This is a genomic window from Streptomyces sp. AJS327 (assembly GCF_013450295.1).
GTDB lineage: Bacteria > Actinomycetota > Actinomycetes > Streptomycetales > Streptomycetaceae > Streptomyces.
Window position 1 is genome coordinate 1398631 of sequence record NZ_SKBR01000001.1, and the last position, 14961, is coordinate 1413591.

General features: G+C 72.1%; 11 protein-coding genes and 1 tRNA gene. 1 reads left to right on the forward strand and 11 read right to left on the reverse strand.

The features are described 5' to 3' along the window. Nucleotides 1-15: 15 nt before the first annotated feature. The 4 genes from E0L36_RS05615 to E0L36_RS05630 all read right to left on the reverse strand — a co-directional run bounded on the left by E0L36_RS05615 (nucleotide 16) and on the right by E0L36_RS05630 (nucleotide 4278). Nucleotides 16-747, reverse strand: coding sequence for an SIMPL domain-containing protein (locus E0L36_RS05615; protein ID WP_180927711.1), 732 nt, complete (start codon nucleotides 745-747; stop codon nucleotides 16-18). 101 nt (nucleotides 748-848) lie between these two features. After that, nucleotides 849-2357 carry a SidA/IucD/PvdA family monooxygenase gene (locus E0L36_RS05620; protein ID WP_180928622.1) on the reverse strand — a complete coding sequence of 503 codons (1509 nt, stop codon included), beginning with the start codon at nucleotides 2355-2357 and terminating at the stop codon, nucleotides 849-851. Nucleotides 2358-2455: 98 nt separating this feature from the next. Further along, nucleotides 2456-3913 (reverse strand): aminotransferase class V-fold PLP-dependent enzyme, encoded by a 1458-nt coding sequence (locus E0L36_RS05625; protein WP_180927712.1) that lies wholly within the window; start codon nucleotides 3911-3913, stop codon nucleotides 2456-2458. Nucleotides 3914-4205: 292 nt separating this feature from the next. Continuing rightward, nucleotides 4206-4278 (reverse strand) — tRNA-Leu (locus E0L36_RS05630). 108 nt (nucleotides 4279-4386) lie between these two features. Here E0L36_RS05630 and E0L36_RS05635 point away from each other — a divergent pair. After that, nucleotides 4387-5082, forward strand: coding sequence for an ANTAR domain-containing response regulator (locus E0L36_RS05635; RefSeq protein ID WP_374705490.1), 696 nt, complete (start codon nucleotides 4387-4389; stop codon nucleotides 5080-5082). Between the two features lie 71 nt (nucleotides 5083-5153). Here the strand turns inward: E0L36_RS05635 and E0L36_RS05640 are convergent, their stop codons facing one another. From E0L36_RS05640 to E0L36_RS05670, 7 genes are all read right to left on the reverse strand, one after another. Further along, complete coding sequence (locus E0L36_RS05640; protein ID WP_180928624.1) at nucleotides 5154-5870, reverse strand: ABC transporter ATP-binding protein; 717 nt, start codon at nucleotides 5868-5870, stop codon at nucleotides 5154-5156. Beyond that, a complete protein-coding gene (locus tag E0L36_RS05645; protein WP_180927713.1) occupies nucleotides 5867-6817 on the reverse strand; it encodes an ABC transporter ATP-binding protein in 951 nt (316 codons plus the stop codon). Before E0L36_RS05645 ends, E0L36_RS05640 begins: the two co-directional genes overlap by 4 nt. A gap of 6 nt (nucleotides 6818-6823) precedes the next feature. Next, nucleotides 6824-8617: a branched-chain amino acid ABC transporter permease gene (locus E0L36_RS05650; RefSeq protein ID WP_180928625.1), complete on the reverse strand. Its 1794-nt coding sequence runs from the start codon at nucleotides 8615-8617 to the stop codon at nucleotides 6824-6826. A 5-nt stretch (nucleotides 8618-8622) separates the two neighbouring features. Next, nucleotides 8623-9552 carry a branched-chain amino acid ABC transporter permease gene (locus tag E0L36_RS05655; RefSeq protein ID WP_180927714.1) on the reverse strand — a complete coding sequence of 310 codons (930 nt, stop codon included), beginning with the start codon at nucleotides 9550-9552 and terminating at the stop codon, nucleotides 8623-8625. Between the two features lie 93 nt (nucleotides 9553-9645). Then, nucleotides 9646-10887, reverse strand: coding sequence for a branched-chain amino acid ABC transporter substrate-binding protein (locus tag E0L36_RS05660; protein ID WP_180927715.1), 1242 nt, complete (start codon nucleotides 10885-10887; stop codon nucleotides 9646-9648). Between the two features lie 900 nt (nucleotides 10888-11787). Beyond that, nucleotides 11788-12312 carry a PaaI family thioesterase gene (locus tag E0L36_RS05665; protein ID WP_180927716.1) on the reverse strand — a complete coding sequence of 175 codons (525 nt, stop codon included), beginning with the start codon at nucleotides 12310-12312 and terminating at the stop codon, nucleotides 11788-11790. A 121-nt stretch (nucleotides 12313-12433) separates the two neighbouring features. After that, entirely contained in the window at nucleotides 12434-14728 is a 2295-nt protein-coding gene (locus E0L36_RS05670) for an FdhF/YdeP family oxidoreductase (protein ID WP_180927717.1), read from the reverse strand. Nucleotides 14729-14961: the final 233 nt, after the last annotated feature.

Sequence of the window (14961 nt, forward strand, 5' to 3'; positions counted from 1 at the left end):
CGGATCGGGGTGCGCTCACAGGCGGGGCGGGCTGATCGCGAAGCGCGCGCTCACCCGCGCGGTGACCGTCTGCCGCTGGGGCTCCAGGTCGAAGGCCGGGGCCGGTTCGGGGGCCCCGGCGTACGCGGACCGTGTCATCCCCGGGGCGGGCGGGGGCGGCGGGGAGGTGCCGCCGCCACCGGTGTCCGTCAGCTCCAGCAGCGCGGTCAGTTCGCTGCCCAGCGCCTCCGCCAGTTCCCTGCCACGGGACACGGCCTCGCGTACGGCCAGCTGTCGTGCCTCACGGTGCGCGGCGGAGCGTGGACGCAGCCCCCACCACGGCCCGTTGACCGTCGTCAGCTCCAAGTCGGCCAGGCGGCCCGTCAGTTCACCGAGCACGGTGAAGTCCTGGACGGTGACCGTGAGCCGCACGGTCCCGAGGTGGGCGCGCACCCGCTCCTTGCGGCCCCGGTCGCTCAACTCCGGCCGTACGGTGAGGGAGCCGGTCTCCACCTTCTCCACCGCCTCGCCGTACTCCCGCGTCAGGTCCAGCACCTGGGAGTTGCGCCGGTTCAGGTCCTCCAGCGCGCCGCGCCGGTCCGGTCCGCGCGAGCTGACGGTCACGCTGAGGCGCGCGGTCTCCGGGTCGGTCTCGAACTCCGCCTCGCCTTTGACCATGAGCTTCGGCACCTCCGGGGTGCCGTAGGAGTGCGGCCCGCTCGCGGGCTCCTGGGCGGGCGCGTCGGGCCCGGTGGATATGGACGTCATGGCCACAGCGTGGCAGAGCCGCGCCCGGCGGGGCGCCGATCACGCCGGGACCCGGGACGCACCGCCGGGCGCGGGCGCGGCGGGGCTCCGCGACCGCTTCCTCAGCTCTGCGCCCCGGCCTCCGTACGAGGCGGCGCGGCCGGAGTACGGGCGGGCTGGACGGCGGGGGGACCGGCGGGGGGAGGGGTGTGTCCCGTGGCGCCGCGCAGCCCGAAGGTGGTGAAGGCGGTGCGGGTGGGCAGGGGGTAGACCGCCCGGCCGGAGAGGGTGTTGAGGATGGTCGCGCTGCGGTGCGCGGCGAGTCCCAGGTCGGGGGCGCCCACCCCGTGGGTGTGCCGCTCCGCGTTCTGCACGAAGATCGAGCCGCGCACCCGGGAGTCCGTGACGAGGCGGTAGCGCCCGTCGATCCGGGGGCGCCCGGAGGCGTCCCGGAGGATCGCGGGCGCGAGCGTGGGCAGCAGCTCCTCGAAGGAGCGCTCGCGGTAGCCGGTGGCCAGCACCACCGCGTCCGTCGTCAGCGTGGTGCGCTCGTTCTGCTCGACGTGCTCCAGGTGGAGTTCGACGCGGCCCGGGCCGATCCGGCCCGCCGTGCGCACCCGTACGCCCGGGACGAGTACCGCGTCCGGCCAGCCCCCGCCGAGGGTGCGGCGGTACAGCTCGTCGTGGATGGCGGCGAGCGTCTCGTGGTCGACCGCCTTGTGCAGCTGCCACTGGCGCGGGAGCAGCACGTCCCGGGCGGGTTCGGAGAGTCCGTGGAAGTAGCGGGTGTAGTCCGGGGTGAAGTGCTCCAGCCCGAGCTTGCTGTACTCCATGGGCGCGAAGGCGGCGCTGCGCGTCAGCCAGTGCAGGCCCTCCTGGCCCCGCGGGCGGCGGCGCAGCAGGTCGAGCAGGATCTCGGCGCCGGACTGGCCGGAGCCGATCACCGTGACGTGGTCCGCCGCCAGCAGCGTCTCCCGGTGCCTGAGGTAGTCCGCCGAGTGGATCACCGGGGTCTCCGGCGCCTCGGCCAGCGGGCGCAGCGGCCCGGGCACGTGCGGCGCGGTGCCGATGCCGAGGGCGAGGTGCCGCGCGTGCGCCCGGCCGGTGGCGGTGGGGGAGTCCTCCGGCTCGCCGGTACGGGTGTAGTCCACCTCGAAGACGCCGAACTCCGGGTCCCAGCGCACCGCGTCGACCCGGTGGCCGAAGTGCAGACCGGTGCCGTCCCCGCCGGGAGCGGCGCCGAGCCCCTCGCTGACCCAGCGGCAGTACGCGTCGTACTCGGCCCGGTCGATGTGGAAGCGCTCGGCGACGTAGAACGGGAAGAGCCGGTCGTGGGCGCGGAGGTAGCGCAGGAACGACCAGGGACTGGACGGGTCCGCCATGGTCACCAGGTCGGCGAGGAACGGCACCTGGAGCGTGCTGCCCTCGATGAGCAGCCCCGGATGCCAGTGGAAGGCAGGGTTCCGCTCGAAGCAGGCCAGCCGCAGCCGGGGCACCCCCTGACCGAGGGCGGCCAGCGAGAGGTTGAACGGCCCGACGCCGATCCCGGCCAGGTCGTACGGGGCGGGCTGACGGCCGAACCGCTGGGTGGCCGGGCCGGGCTGGGGGTTCGCGGAGGCCGCGGACGCCATGGACGTCGTGGAAACGGCGGGCGGCGGCACGCGCGGCGCGCCCGGCGGGTACGCGGGGGCGGACCGCCGTCGCTGGGCGTCGGGGCCTTCGAACGCGGTCATGGGTGGACTCCTTCCGGTGCGGTCGGATGGCCGGGCCCCGGCGCCGCTCCCCGCTCGGGGGCGGCGTCCCGCACCAGTTTGAGCAGCGCGTGCAGGTCGTCCCGGGTCAGATGCGGGTTGAGCAGGGTCGCCTTCAGCCAGAGGCCGTCCCCGGCCCGGGCCCGGCCGAGCACCGCCCGGCCGTCGAACAGCAGCCGCCGGCGGACGGCCGCGACCTCGCGCGCGCTGGCCCCCCGGGGGCGGAACAGCACCGTGGAGAGGCCGGGTTCGCCGCGCAGCTCCCAGTGCGGGTCGGCGCGGACCAGGTCGGCCAGCCAGCCGGCGGCCTCGCAGGCCCGCTCGACCAGGGCGCCGACCCCGGACCGGCCCAACGCCCGTAGGGTGACGGCCAGTTTGAGGACGTCCGGGCGGCGGGTGGTCCGCAGGGAGCGGCCGAGCAGGTCGGGCAGGCCCGCGTCCACGTCGTCCTCGGCGCTGAGGTAGTCGGCGCGGTGGCCCAGCGGCTGGAGCGCCGCGCGGTCCGGCACCGCGAGCAGCCCGGCCGCGACCGGCTGCCAGCCGAACTTGTGCAGGTCGAAGCTGACGGTGTCGGCCTGTTCCAGCCCGGCGAGCCGGTGCCGCAGCCGGGAGGAGAAGAGCAGCGGTCCGCCGTAGGCGGCGTCCACGTGGAGTCGCGCGCCGTGCCGCCGGGCGGTCTCGGCGACCTCGGGCAGCGGGTCGACCGCCCCGGTGTCGGTGGTGCCCGCCGTCGCCACCACGAGGACGGAGCCGGGCGGTGCCGCCGCGGCGGTCAGCGCGGTGTCCAGCGCCGCGGGGTCGAGCACCCCGCGCGGGGTGGGGACGGTCAGCGGCTCGGGCAGCCCCAGCAGCCAGGCGGCGCGGTGGACGCTGTGGTGGGCGGCGGCCCCACGGACGACCAGCGGCGGGGCGGGGGCGCGCTCCCTGGCGAGGAGCAGGGCGAGCTGGTTGGCCTCGGTGCCGCCGGTGGTGACGAGCGAGTCGGCCCGGGCGGCGGCCGGGCCGAAGACCAGCGTCGCCAGCTCCCGGCAGACCAGCGCCTCCAGTTCGGACGCGGCGGGGGCCTGGTCCCAGGAGTCCAGCGAGGGGTTGAGCGCGCTCGCGGCGAGGTCGGCGGCGGTGGCGACGGCGAGTGGCGGGCAGTGGAGATGGGCGGCGCACTGCGGGTCGGCCGGGTCGGCGGCGCCCTCGGCCAGCGCGTGGACCAGGCTGTAGAGCGCCTCGTGGGCGCCGGTGCCCCGCTCCGGGAGGACGTGGTCGACGGTGGCGCGGAGCCGGGCGGCGGTGCGGGCCGGTCCGCCGCGCGGCAGCGGTCCACAGCGGGTGGCGGCGCCGTCGGCGAGGGCGTCGAGCACCGTGTCGACCAGCGGGCGGAGCGCGGCGGGGCCGCTGGCTCCACCGGCGAGCGGGCAGGCGGGATCGGGGGGCGCGGGCATGGGTGGCTCTTTCGCTGACGCGTGACGGACGGTGGGGATACCGGTCCGGCGGGGGCAGAGGCGCACCCAACGTAGGGCCGTGAAGCGGGGGCTTCGGCGGTTTTGCCCGGCTGTTCGCCCGAAGGGATGATTGCGTGCGGTGCCCGGTCCGGCTCTCCGGGGACGTCCTGAACTCGTCCACGACGGGCCCGAGTTGGTCGAGCAAACGGGACATGTGGGGAGTGGTCCGGCGGCGTGGGGTGGGCGCGCGGGGGCGACGAAAGGAGTCGCGATCTAGGAATCGAAGGTAAAGTGCCCCGGGTGGGATTCGAACCCACACTTTATGGTTTTTGAGGCCATCGTCTCTGCCGTTGGACTACCGGGGCAACCTTCGAAAGGAAGGTCAGCGGGCACCCGCTGTAAGGCCACCTTACAGGATCTAGGTAAGCTCGTGTTCCCATCCGGTGTGAATACCAGGAGCTACGAGGATCACAGTGAGCACCGCGGAAGAGCCCGAGCCCCCCACCCCCCAGGACCTCAGGACCGCCCAGGAGGCGGACGGCGCCGACGAGGCCAGCGCGCACGTGCCCCCGCACACCACCCGCGTCGTGATCGCCGAGGACGAGGCGCTGATCCGGATGGATCTCAAGGAGATGCTGGAGGAGGAGGGCTACACCGTCGTCGGTGAGGCGGGCGACGGCCAGCGGGCGGTCGAGCTGGCCCGCGAACACCGCCCCGACCTGTGCATCTTCGACGTGAAGATGCCGGTGCTCGACGGGATCTCGGCCGCCGAGAGCGTCGCGGCCGAGAGCATCGCGCCGGTGCTGATGCTGACCGCCTTCTCCCAGCGCGAGCTGGTCGAGCGGGCGCGGGACGCCGGGGCCATGGCCTACCTCGTCAAGCCGTTCAGCAAGAGTGACGTGGTCCCGGCCATCGAGATGGCGGTCTCCCGCTTCACCGAACTGCGGGCGCTGGAGTCGGAGGTCGCCGACCTCACCCAGCGGCTGGAGACGCGGAAGCTCGTCGACCGCGCCAAGTCCGTCCTCCAGACCGAGTACGGACTGACCGAGCCCGCCGCGTTCCGGTGGATCCAGAAGACCTCCATGGACCGGCGGCTCTCCATGCGGCAGGTCGCGGAGGCCGTGATCGCCGACTCCGAGGAGAAGCGGCAGCAGCGCGACGACGCCTGAGCCACCCACGCCGCGGCCCCCGTTCCCGGTGGGAACGGGGGCCGCGGCCTGGTTCCGGGACCGCCCGGGCGTCAGTCCTCGCCGAGGTAGGCCTTGCGCACCGACTCGTCGTGCAGCAACTCCTCGCCGGTTCCGGAGAGCGCGATCTCGCCGATCTCCATCACGTGCCCGTGGTCCGCGAGCGAGAGCGCGGCCTGCGCGTTCTGCTCGACCAGCAGGATCGTGGTGCCCTGTGACTTCAGCTCGCTGATGGTCTCCATGATCTTCTGCATCATGATCGGGGAGAGGCCCATCGACGGCTCGTCCAGCATCAGCAGCTTCGGACGGGACATCAGGGCCCGCGCCATCGCCAGCATCTGCTGCTCACCACCGGAGAGCGTGCCGGCCTGCTGCCTGCGGCGGGAGCCGAGGATCGGGAACAGCTCGTAGGACCACTCCACGTCCCGGTCGATCTCCGCGCTGTCCTTCCGCAGGAACGCGCCCAGCAGCAGGTTCTCCTCGATGGTGAGCCGGGGGAAGATCCGCCGGCCCTCCGGGGAGTGCGCGAGGCCCTTGGCGACGACCTTGTGCGCGCCCACCCCGTTCAGCACCTCGCCGTTGAAGGTGACCTTCCCGGCGACCGGCTTCAGCAGGCCGGAGAGCGTCCGCAGCGTGGTGGTCTTGCCCGCGCCGTTCGTCCCGATCAGGGTGACGACGTGGCCCTCCTCGACCTGGAACGAGATGCCCTTGACGGCCTCGATCTTGCCGTAGGCGACCCGCAGGTTCTCCACTTCGAGCAGCGCCATCAGTGATCGTCTCCTTCCGGGGCGGCCGTCCCGTCCTTCGCGTCCCGGCCCGGCGTCCCCCGACCGTCCGAGGGCTCGGAGCCGTGCGCCCTTTCCTCGGCGGCGCGGACCTCCTCGGCCTCCTCGGCCCCCGGCTCGCCCTCGAAGGGGGTGCCCAGATAGGCGGCCACCACCCGCTCGTCCCTCTGCACGACCGCGGGTGTCCCCTCGATCAGCTTCTCGCCCTGCACCAGGACCGCGACCCGGTCACAGAGGTTGAAGATGAACCGCATGTCGTGCTCGATGACGAGCACCGCGGTGCCCTGCTCCCGGATGGAGAGGACGAGTTCCCGGGTGGCCGTGGTCTCCGCGCCGGTCATCCCGGCCGTCGGCTCGTCGAGCAGCAGCAGTCCCGGGTCGCTGGCCAGCGCTCGGGCGATCTCCAGCTTGCGCTGCTCGCCGTAGGGGAGGTTGCGCGCGAGGTGGTCCCGCTTGCTCGCGAGGCCGGTGAACTCCAGGAGTTCCATGGCCCGTTCCTCCGACTCGCGCTCCGCCCGGCGGAAGCCCGGGCCGCGCAGCAGCGCGGAGAACAGCCCCTCGTTGGTCCGGGTGTGCCGTCCGACGAGGACGTTCTCCAGCACGGTCATGTTGGCGAACAGCCGGATGTTCTGGAACGTCCGGGCGATGCCCGCCTGGGTGACCAGGTGCGAGCGGTGCGGCAGCACCGTGCCCCGGTAGCGGACCGTCCCCTCGGTCGGGACGTACAGCCCGGTGAGGCAGTTGAAGAAGGTCGTCTTGCCCGCGCCGTTCGGCCCGATCAGCCCGACGATCTCCCCGGCGCCCACGGTCAGGTCGACGTCGTGCACCGCCGTCAGCCCGCCGAAGCGCATGGTCACGCCGGTGGCGTCCAGCACGGTGGCGCCGCCGCCCGCCGGGGCACCCGGCTCCGGTGTGGTGGTCGTGGTCGTCATCTCTTCTCACGCCTCCGTCTTGCTGAGGACGCTGGGCCCGCCGCCGGTCGAACCCGGTGGCGGAGCGTGGAACTCCAGCTGCTTGCGCCGGTCGGCCACCAGACCCTCCGGGCGGAAGCGCATCAGCAGCACGAGCGCGATACCGAAGAGCAGCAGCTGGTAGTCGGCCATGAACTGCAACTTGGCCGGGATCAGGTAGAGCAGCGCGGCGCCGATCAGCGGTCCGCTGACCGTGCCCATCCCGCCCAGGATCACCGCGATCAGCAGGAACGCGGAGTTCGGCGGCGCCGAGTGGACGAACTTGTACGACTCCGGGTTCACCGAGAACTCGACGTGCGCCAGCACCGTCCCCGCCATACCGGCCAGGGTCGCGCCGAGCGCGAAGGCCATCAGCTTGAGCCGGAACGCGTTGACCCCCATGGCGCGCGCGGCCGTCTCGTCCTCCCGGATCGCCAGCCAGGCCCGGCCGATCCGGGAGTTGTCCGACCGCCGGAAGATGGTCACCACGATCGCGGTGAACAGCAGCATCAGCAGGTAGTAGTTGGCGAACCGGCCCAGCTCGAACCCGAACACCGTGTGCGTCTCACCGAAGTTGAAGCCGAACAGCTCCAGGTCCGGGATGTTCGGGATGCCGTTCGGGCCGTTGGTCACGTTCGGGCCCGAGTCGCCGTCCAGGTTCTGCATCGCGATCCGGAAGATCTCACCGAAGCCCAGGGTGACGATGGCGAGGTAGTCGCCGTGCAGCCGCAGCGAGGGGAAGCCGATGATGAGCCCGAATACCAGGGCCACGGCCGCGCCCGTCAGTACCGCCGCCCAGAACGGGAACTGCACGTCGAACGCGGAGGTCGGGGCCCCGGACACCAGCGCCGCGGTGTACGCGCCGACGCCGAGGAAGGCCACGTAGCCGAGGTCGAGGATGCCCGCGAGGCCGACCACCATGTTCAGCCCGAGCGAGACCGTGGCGAAGATCAGCACGCTGACGGCGATGCTGGTGTACGCCTCGTTGGCCTGCGTGAACGGGAACATCATCGCGGCGACGAAGGCCGCCGCCAGCGTCACGTTGCGGTGCTTGGCGGCCAGCCCGGACAGCCGCCGGGTGAGCCCCGCGCGGCCCAGCGCCGGGGCGCCGAAGGCGGCGAAGACCAGGAAGCCGATGAAGGGCGGACCGTCCTCGGCCTCGATGCCGTACGCGAAGACGTACAGCGCGATCGCGCAGGAGGCGCAGATGATCAGGATCTCCGCCCAGGAGGGCAGCTCCCGCGCGCCGTCGGGCTGGGGCGCCCGGAGGGAGTGGCGGAACCGCCCCCAGACTCCGGCGGGTTGGCCCCCGTCCCCCTCGGCCGGCAGGTCGGCCGGGAGTCCCAGCGCGCCGACCAGCGCGATCAGCGCGCCGCCCACCGCCACGTAGGCGCCGGGCTCCAGGTTGACCAGCCCGCCCAGTTCGACGGAGATGGCGCCCGCGGTGTAACCGGTGGTGGCGAACGTCCCCAGCGCGACCAGCAGGATCGCGCTGTGCGGGCCGCCAGGGGTCAGCCAGCGCAGCCCCCGCGTGCCGGCCGCGGCCAGCAGCAGCGCGACGGTGAGCACCGCGCCGGTCAGGGTCAGCAGCTGGAGCCCGCCGGGGTAGGCGGTGACGGTGAGGTTCCCCGGGAACGCGGTGGTCCAGGTCCACGGGAGGAAGGTGCTGGCGAAGGCGATGACCGCGCCGACGCCGGTGGTCGCTCGCGCCGCGCGGGCGGAGAGCGGAAGGACGCCGGGTACCCGGCCGGACTCGGTGATCGTGGTGCTGTCCGTGGTCATCGCTATCACGCCCGATCCGTGACGCGTGCGCCGAGGATGCCCTGTGGCCGGATCAGCAGCACCAGGATGAGCAGGATGAAGGCCCACATGTCCTTCCAGGACCCGCCACCGAACTGCTCCATGCCCGGGATGTCCCCGATGTACGCGATGGCCATGGCCTCGGCGACGCCCAGTGCGAGCCCGCCGACCATGGCGCCGTAGATGTTCCCGATGCCACCCAGCACCGCCGCGGTGAACGCCTTGAGACCGGCGATGAAGCCCATGCGGAACTGCACTTCACCGGTCTTGAAGCCCTGCGCGATCGCGGCGATCGCGGCGAAGGCCGCGCCGATGGCGAACGCCATGACGATGATGCGGTCGGTGTTGACGCCCATCAGCTTGGCGGTGTCCGGGTCCTGCGAGGTGGCCTGCATCGCCCGGCCGGTCCGCGTCTTGGAGACGAAGAAGCCGAGCGCGATCATGCAGACCGGCGCCGCGATGAAGATGAACAGGTCCTCCCGGGGGATGTGCACGAACCCCAGGTTGATGTCCGCGCCGCCGAACTGCGGGAACGGACGGGCCTTCTTGGCGTCCGGGTAGAAGGCCCAGACCGCCTGCTGGAGCGCGAGGGACAGGCCGATCGCGGTGATCAGCGGGGAGAGGCGGGGCCCGCCGCGCAGCGGCCGGTAGGCGAAGCGTTCCGCCCCCACCGCGACCAGTACCGAGCAGGTGACGGCGAACAGGATCATGAGGGGCAGCGCGAGTGCCAGCCCGGTCCCCTCGGGAAGGATGAGCCAGGCGGTGAGGGCGCCGAAGCCCCCGATCATGAATATCTCGCCGTGGGCGAAGTTGATGAGCTGAACGATGCCGTAGACCATCGTGTAACCGATAGCGATGAGTCCGTAGAGCGCGCCGAGCGCCAGGCCGTTCGCCAGCTGATCCGGCAGATCGTGCACCGGGGTTCCTCCGGAGAAGTGTCGGATACGACTGCGCGGGGGCGCTGTTGGCGCCCCCGCGCAGCGCGGTCAGGGGGACGGAAGGCGGTGGGTTCAGTTCTCCTTGAACGTGCCGGTCTCGACGGGCTTGTGCTTGCCGCCCTTGACCTCGTAGACGGTCAGCTGCTTGTTCAGGGTGTCGCCGTACTTGTCGAAGCCGACGGTGCCGGTCACGCCCTCGAACTTCACGTCCTGGACGGCCTCGGCGATCTGCTTCCGGGCCTCCTGGTGGTCGCCCGGCAGCTCGCCGTCGTTCTTCTCGACGACCTCCTTCACGGCCTGGATGATGGCCCAGGCGCTGTCGTACGAGTAGCCGCCGTAGGCCTCGTAGGCCTCCTTGTACCCCTCGGCCTTGTAGTTCTTCATGAACTCGCGCGCGGTGTCGAGGGTCTCCAGCGGGGCGCCGACCGAGGTGGCCATGTCGCCCTCGGACTTCTTCTTGTGCAGGTTGACGTACTCGGCGCTGAACAGCGCGTCGCCGCCGACGGTGGGCATCTTCCCGCCCGCCTTCTTGATCTGCGCGGCCAGCGGGGCGCCCGTCGGGTACTCGCTGCCTATGTAGACGAAGTCGGCCTTGGAGTTGGCGACCTTGGTGGCGACGGCCGAGAAGTCCCGGTCCTCCGGGTTCACGTTGTCGCTGCCGACGACCTTCCCGCCGAGCCGCTTGAACTCCTTGGTGAAGGTCCCGGCCAGACCCGCGCCGTAGGTCTTCTTGTCATCGATGATGTAGCCCTTGGTGAACTTCTTCTTCTCGTACAGGTACCGGGCGGCGAACGGCCCCTGCACCGCGTCCGTGGTGGACGTGCGGAAGTAGTTCTCGAAGAGGCGCTCCTTCTTGCCCTTCTGCCAGTCCGGCCCCTGCGACAGCTGGGGCGCGGTGTTGGCGGGCGAGACCTGCGCCATGTTGGCGTTGGCGAAGACCTTCTGCATCGACTGGCCCACGTGCGAGTTGAGCGGGCCGACCGCCGCGTAGACCTCCTCGTCCGCCACCAGCTTGGTGGCGTTCTGCTGGCCGGTACCGGCCTGGCCCTGGTCGTCGAGCGCCTTCAGCTTGAACTCGATGCCATCGACCTCGTTCTCCTTGTTCGCGACCTTGACCGCAAGTTCGGCCGAGTTCTTGATACCCAGCCCCAGCGCGGAGAGATCGCCGGTCAGCGGGGAGTCGAGCCCGATGACGACGGTCTTCTTCTCGCCGCTGTCACCGCTTCCCCCTTCGTCGCGTGAACCGCACGCGGACAGTGTGAGGGCACCTACCGTGGCAAGTGCGGTGAGTGTGAACAAGGAACGGTGACGCACGATCAGTCCTTTCCCCAGGCACGGCCGTCAGTTACGTGCGGCCGGATCGCGCTCGGGGCCGTTCCGGGGCGTACGAAATGGTGCGAACCGGTGCGGCCGCGAAGTCCCGCACAGACGCGGGAGGCCCCGGCGGACCCGGAGCGCGGTGACTGGCGGTGACTCTATTGCTGCGGAGTCGGGACGGGCAGACGTCGAGTGAATGATGTGACTCTCTTGTTATGACCCCCGTGTTCGGGCATCACGGCGGTCCTGTCGCCCGTGGAGCGGACGATTTTCCGGTGAGAAGCCGCAGTTGGTATACGGAGGGGACTCTTCTGATCACGCACCGCGTCCGCATAGCGTGCGTGATCGCTTCCTGTTGAGGGAGGGGGGTGGGAATGTCAAATCCGGCCAGGAGTCTCACCCCGGACGGACATTACGCATTGTGACGCGCGGCGGCCCGGAACCGGAACCGGCTGACTGCGGTGACCGGCGGAAATCGGTCACGGGGCGGGCGCGCCGGAGCCGCCACGGGCGGGTGCGCGGCGAGTCTCCCGCGCCGCGCCGCCCGACGCGGGGGTGCCTCCCCAGGGCGCCTCCGAACTCGCCCTGGGGGAACGGACGTTGGGGAGTACGGGATGGCGGGCGGAGTGCCCACGGCGCGGTCCGCCCGGTCGCGGTCCGTCCGCGCGTCGCCCCACCTGACCGGCCGTCAGGCGTCCGCTCACCGCCCGTCAGCCGCCCCCGCGGGCGCCGCCCGGACAGCGGCGCACCCTCCCGCCGTGGCTGGGGCCACGAGGGGAGGGTGCGTGTGAAGTGCCCGCCGACGGGCGGGAGTTCGCCGCCGCCGGGGTGCCCGCGCGCGGGCGCCGGGGGACGATCCCCGTCGGGAGCCGCGCGGCACCCGACGCCGGGGACCGGTCAGGAGGCGGAGGGGGCTCCGGCCTCCGGGTCCGGCATCGCGGGCTGCCCCGGGCGGAGCATGCAGGTGAGCCGGGCCGTGCAGATCCGCTTGTCCCGCTCGTCGGAGATGACGACGTCGTACGTGGCGGCCGAACGGCCCCGGTAGGAGGGCGTCGCCACGCCCGTCACCAGCCCGGAGCGCAGCCCCCGGTGGTGCGTGCAGTTGAGGTCCACGCCGACCGCGTACTTCTGCGGCCCGCCGTGCAGCATCGCGCCGATCGAGCCCAGGGTCTCCGCGAGCACCGCCGAGGCGCCGCCGTGCAGCAGACCGTAGGGCTGGGTGTTGCCCTCGACCGGCAGGGTGCCGACGACCCGGTCCGGAGACGCCTCCAGGATCCGGAGCCCCATCCGAGCCCCCAACTGCCCGGCGGAGAACAGCGCCGGCAGATCCGCGCCGACCTCGCTCCACCTCTCCAGGACCTCCGATGGGAAGGTGGTCCCGGACAGCTCCGGGGGGAACTTGATCTCGGACTGTTCGCCCATGGGCAGCGGCTCCGATCGCCTTTGGTCCGTGGCTGTCGTACGCGGCCGTACGCAGCGCTGTCGTCAACTGCTCGCGCTTCTCCCGACGTCTACCAAGACCTACCAGGTCCCGGCCTCATGATCATGCGGGGGTGACGCGGATCACCACCGACTTGCTCGCCGGGGTGTTGCTGACGTCCGCTGTCGCGTCGAGCGGCACCAGCACGTTCGTCTCCGGGTAGTAGGCCGCCGCGCAGCCGCGCGCGGTCGGGTAGTGCACCACCCGGAAACCGGGGGCCGTGCGCTCCGTCGGGACGCCGTCCGCGCCGTCCGGGCCCGGCCACTCGCTGGTGAGGTCCGCGTACGAGCCGTCGGCCAAGCCCAGCGCGGCGGCGTCCTCGGGGTGGATCAGCACCACCCGGCGGCCGTTCTTGATCCCCCGGTAGCGGTCGTCCAGCCCGTAGATCGTGGTGTTGTACTGGTCGTGCGAGCGCAGCGTCTGCAACAGCAGCCGCCCCTCGGGCAGGCGCGGGTACTCCACCGGGGCCGCGGTGAAGTTCGCCTTGCCGGTGGCGGTGGGGAAGTCCCGCCCGTCGCGCGGGGCGTGCGGCAGGGTGAAGCCGCCGGGACGGGCCACGCGGGCGTTGAAGTCCTCGAAGCCGGGGATGACGCGGGCGACCCGGTCCCGGATCAGCCCGTAGTCCCGCTCGAACTCCTCCCACGGGGTGCGCGAACCGGAGCCGAGCACCCGCCGGGCCATCCGGCAGACGATGGCCGTCTCGGAGATCAGCTCCTCGCTCGCCGGGGCGAGACGCCCCCGCGAGGCGTGCACCATGCCCATGGAGTCCTCGACGGTGACGAACTGCTCCACCCCGCCGCTCGTGTCGCGCTCGGTCCGCCCGAGCGTCGGCAGGATCAGCGCCCGCGCCCCGGTGACACAGTGCGAGCGGTTGAGCTTCGTCGACACGTGGACGGTGAGCCGGGCACGGCGCATCGCGTCCTCCGTCACCTCCGTGTCCGGACTGGCGGCCACGAAGTTGCCGCCCATCGCGAAGAACACCCCCGCCTGGCCGTCCCGGAGGGCGCGGATCGCCCGGACCACGTCGAAGCCGTGCTCACGCGGCGGGGCGAACCCGAACTCGGCCTCCAGCGCGTCCAGGAACGCGGGGTCGGGGCGCTCGAAGATCCCCATGGTGCGGTCGCCCTGCACGTTGCTGTGGCCGCGCACCGGGCACACCCCGGCGCCCGGACGGCCGATGTTGCCGCGCAGCAGAAGGAAGTTGACGACCTCGCGGATGGTCGGAACCGAGTGCTTGTGCTGCGTGAGCCCCATCGCCCAGCACACCACGACGCGCCGGGACTCCAGCACCATCTCCAGCGCCCGCTCGATCTCCTCGCGGCTCAGGCCCGTCGCCGCGAGCGTCTCCTCCCAGGAGGTCGCCCTCGCCGCCGCGGCGAACTCCTCGAACCCGTGGGTGTACTCCCGGACGAACTCCTCGTCCGTCGCTCCCTCGGTCTGGAGGATCAACTGGTTCAGCGCCCGGAAGAGCGCCTGGTCCCCGCCGAGCCGCACCTGGAGGAACAGGTCCGTCAGCGGGGTGCCGCCCCCCGCCAGGCCGCGGGCGTTCTGCGGGTTGCGGAAGCGTTCCATCCCGGCCTCGGGCAGCGGGTTGACCGTGATGATCCGGGTGCCGCCGCGCTTCGCCTCCTCCAGCGCGGAGAGCATCCGGGGGTGGTTCGTACCGGGGTTCTGCCCGGCGACGATGATCAGGTCCGCCTTCTGGAGGTCCTCCAGCAGCACGCTGCCCTTGCCCACCCCGATGGTCTCGGTCAGCGCCGACCCCGAGGACTCGTGGCACATGTTGCTACAGTCCGGCAGGTTGTTGGTGCCGAACTCCCGGGCGAAGAGCTGGTAGAGGAAGGCGGCCTCGTTGCTGGTGCGGCCCGAGGTGTAGAACACCGCCTCGTCCGGGGAGCCGAGCGCCCCCAGGTCCTCCGCGATGATGTCGAACGCGCGCTCCCAGGACACCGGTTCGTAGTGCGAGGCGCCCTCCGGCAGGTACATCGGACGCGTCAGCCTGCCCTGCTGCCCCAGCCAGTACCCCGACCGCTCCGCCAGGTCCGACACCGGGTGCTCGGCGAAGAACTCCGGGGTGACGCGGCGCAGCGTCGCCTCCTCCGCGACGGCCTTCGCACCGTTCTCGCAGAACTCCGCGGTGTGCCGCTTCTCGCCCTCCGGCCAGGCGCAGCCCGGACAGTCGAACCCCTTCTTCTGGTTGACCCGCAGCAGGGTCAGCGCCGTACGCCGCGAACCCATCTGCTGCTGGGCCATGCGCAGGGCGTGGCCGATGGCCGGAAGCCCGGCCGCGGCCCGCTCCGGGGCGCTGACCTCGGGGGTGTCCTGTCGGGGATCGCTGGAAGGCGGCTTACGCGTCATATGACGATGCTGCCATGAGCCGCCCGGGAAGGCTCCTCCCCGGTCTCCTCGAACTCCCGGCTCGACCCGGATTATCCCGTTTTGCTCGGTTCTCCCGGTTCCCCCCGGGTTGCCGCCGGCCCCCGTTCCGTTCCCCCGTCCCGCTTCCGCTCCGTCCCGCTTCCGTTGCCGCGCTCACCCGTGCCGTCCCGGGCGCGGGCGGAGCGGTACGGGCCCGGCGGTGGCGCGCGCCG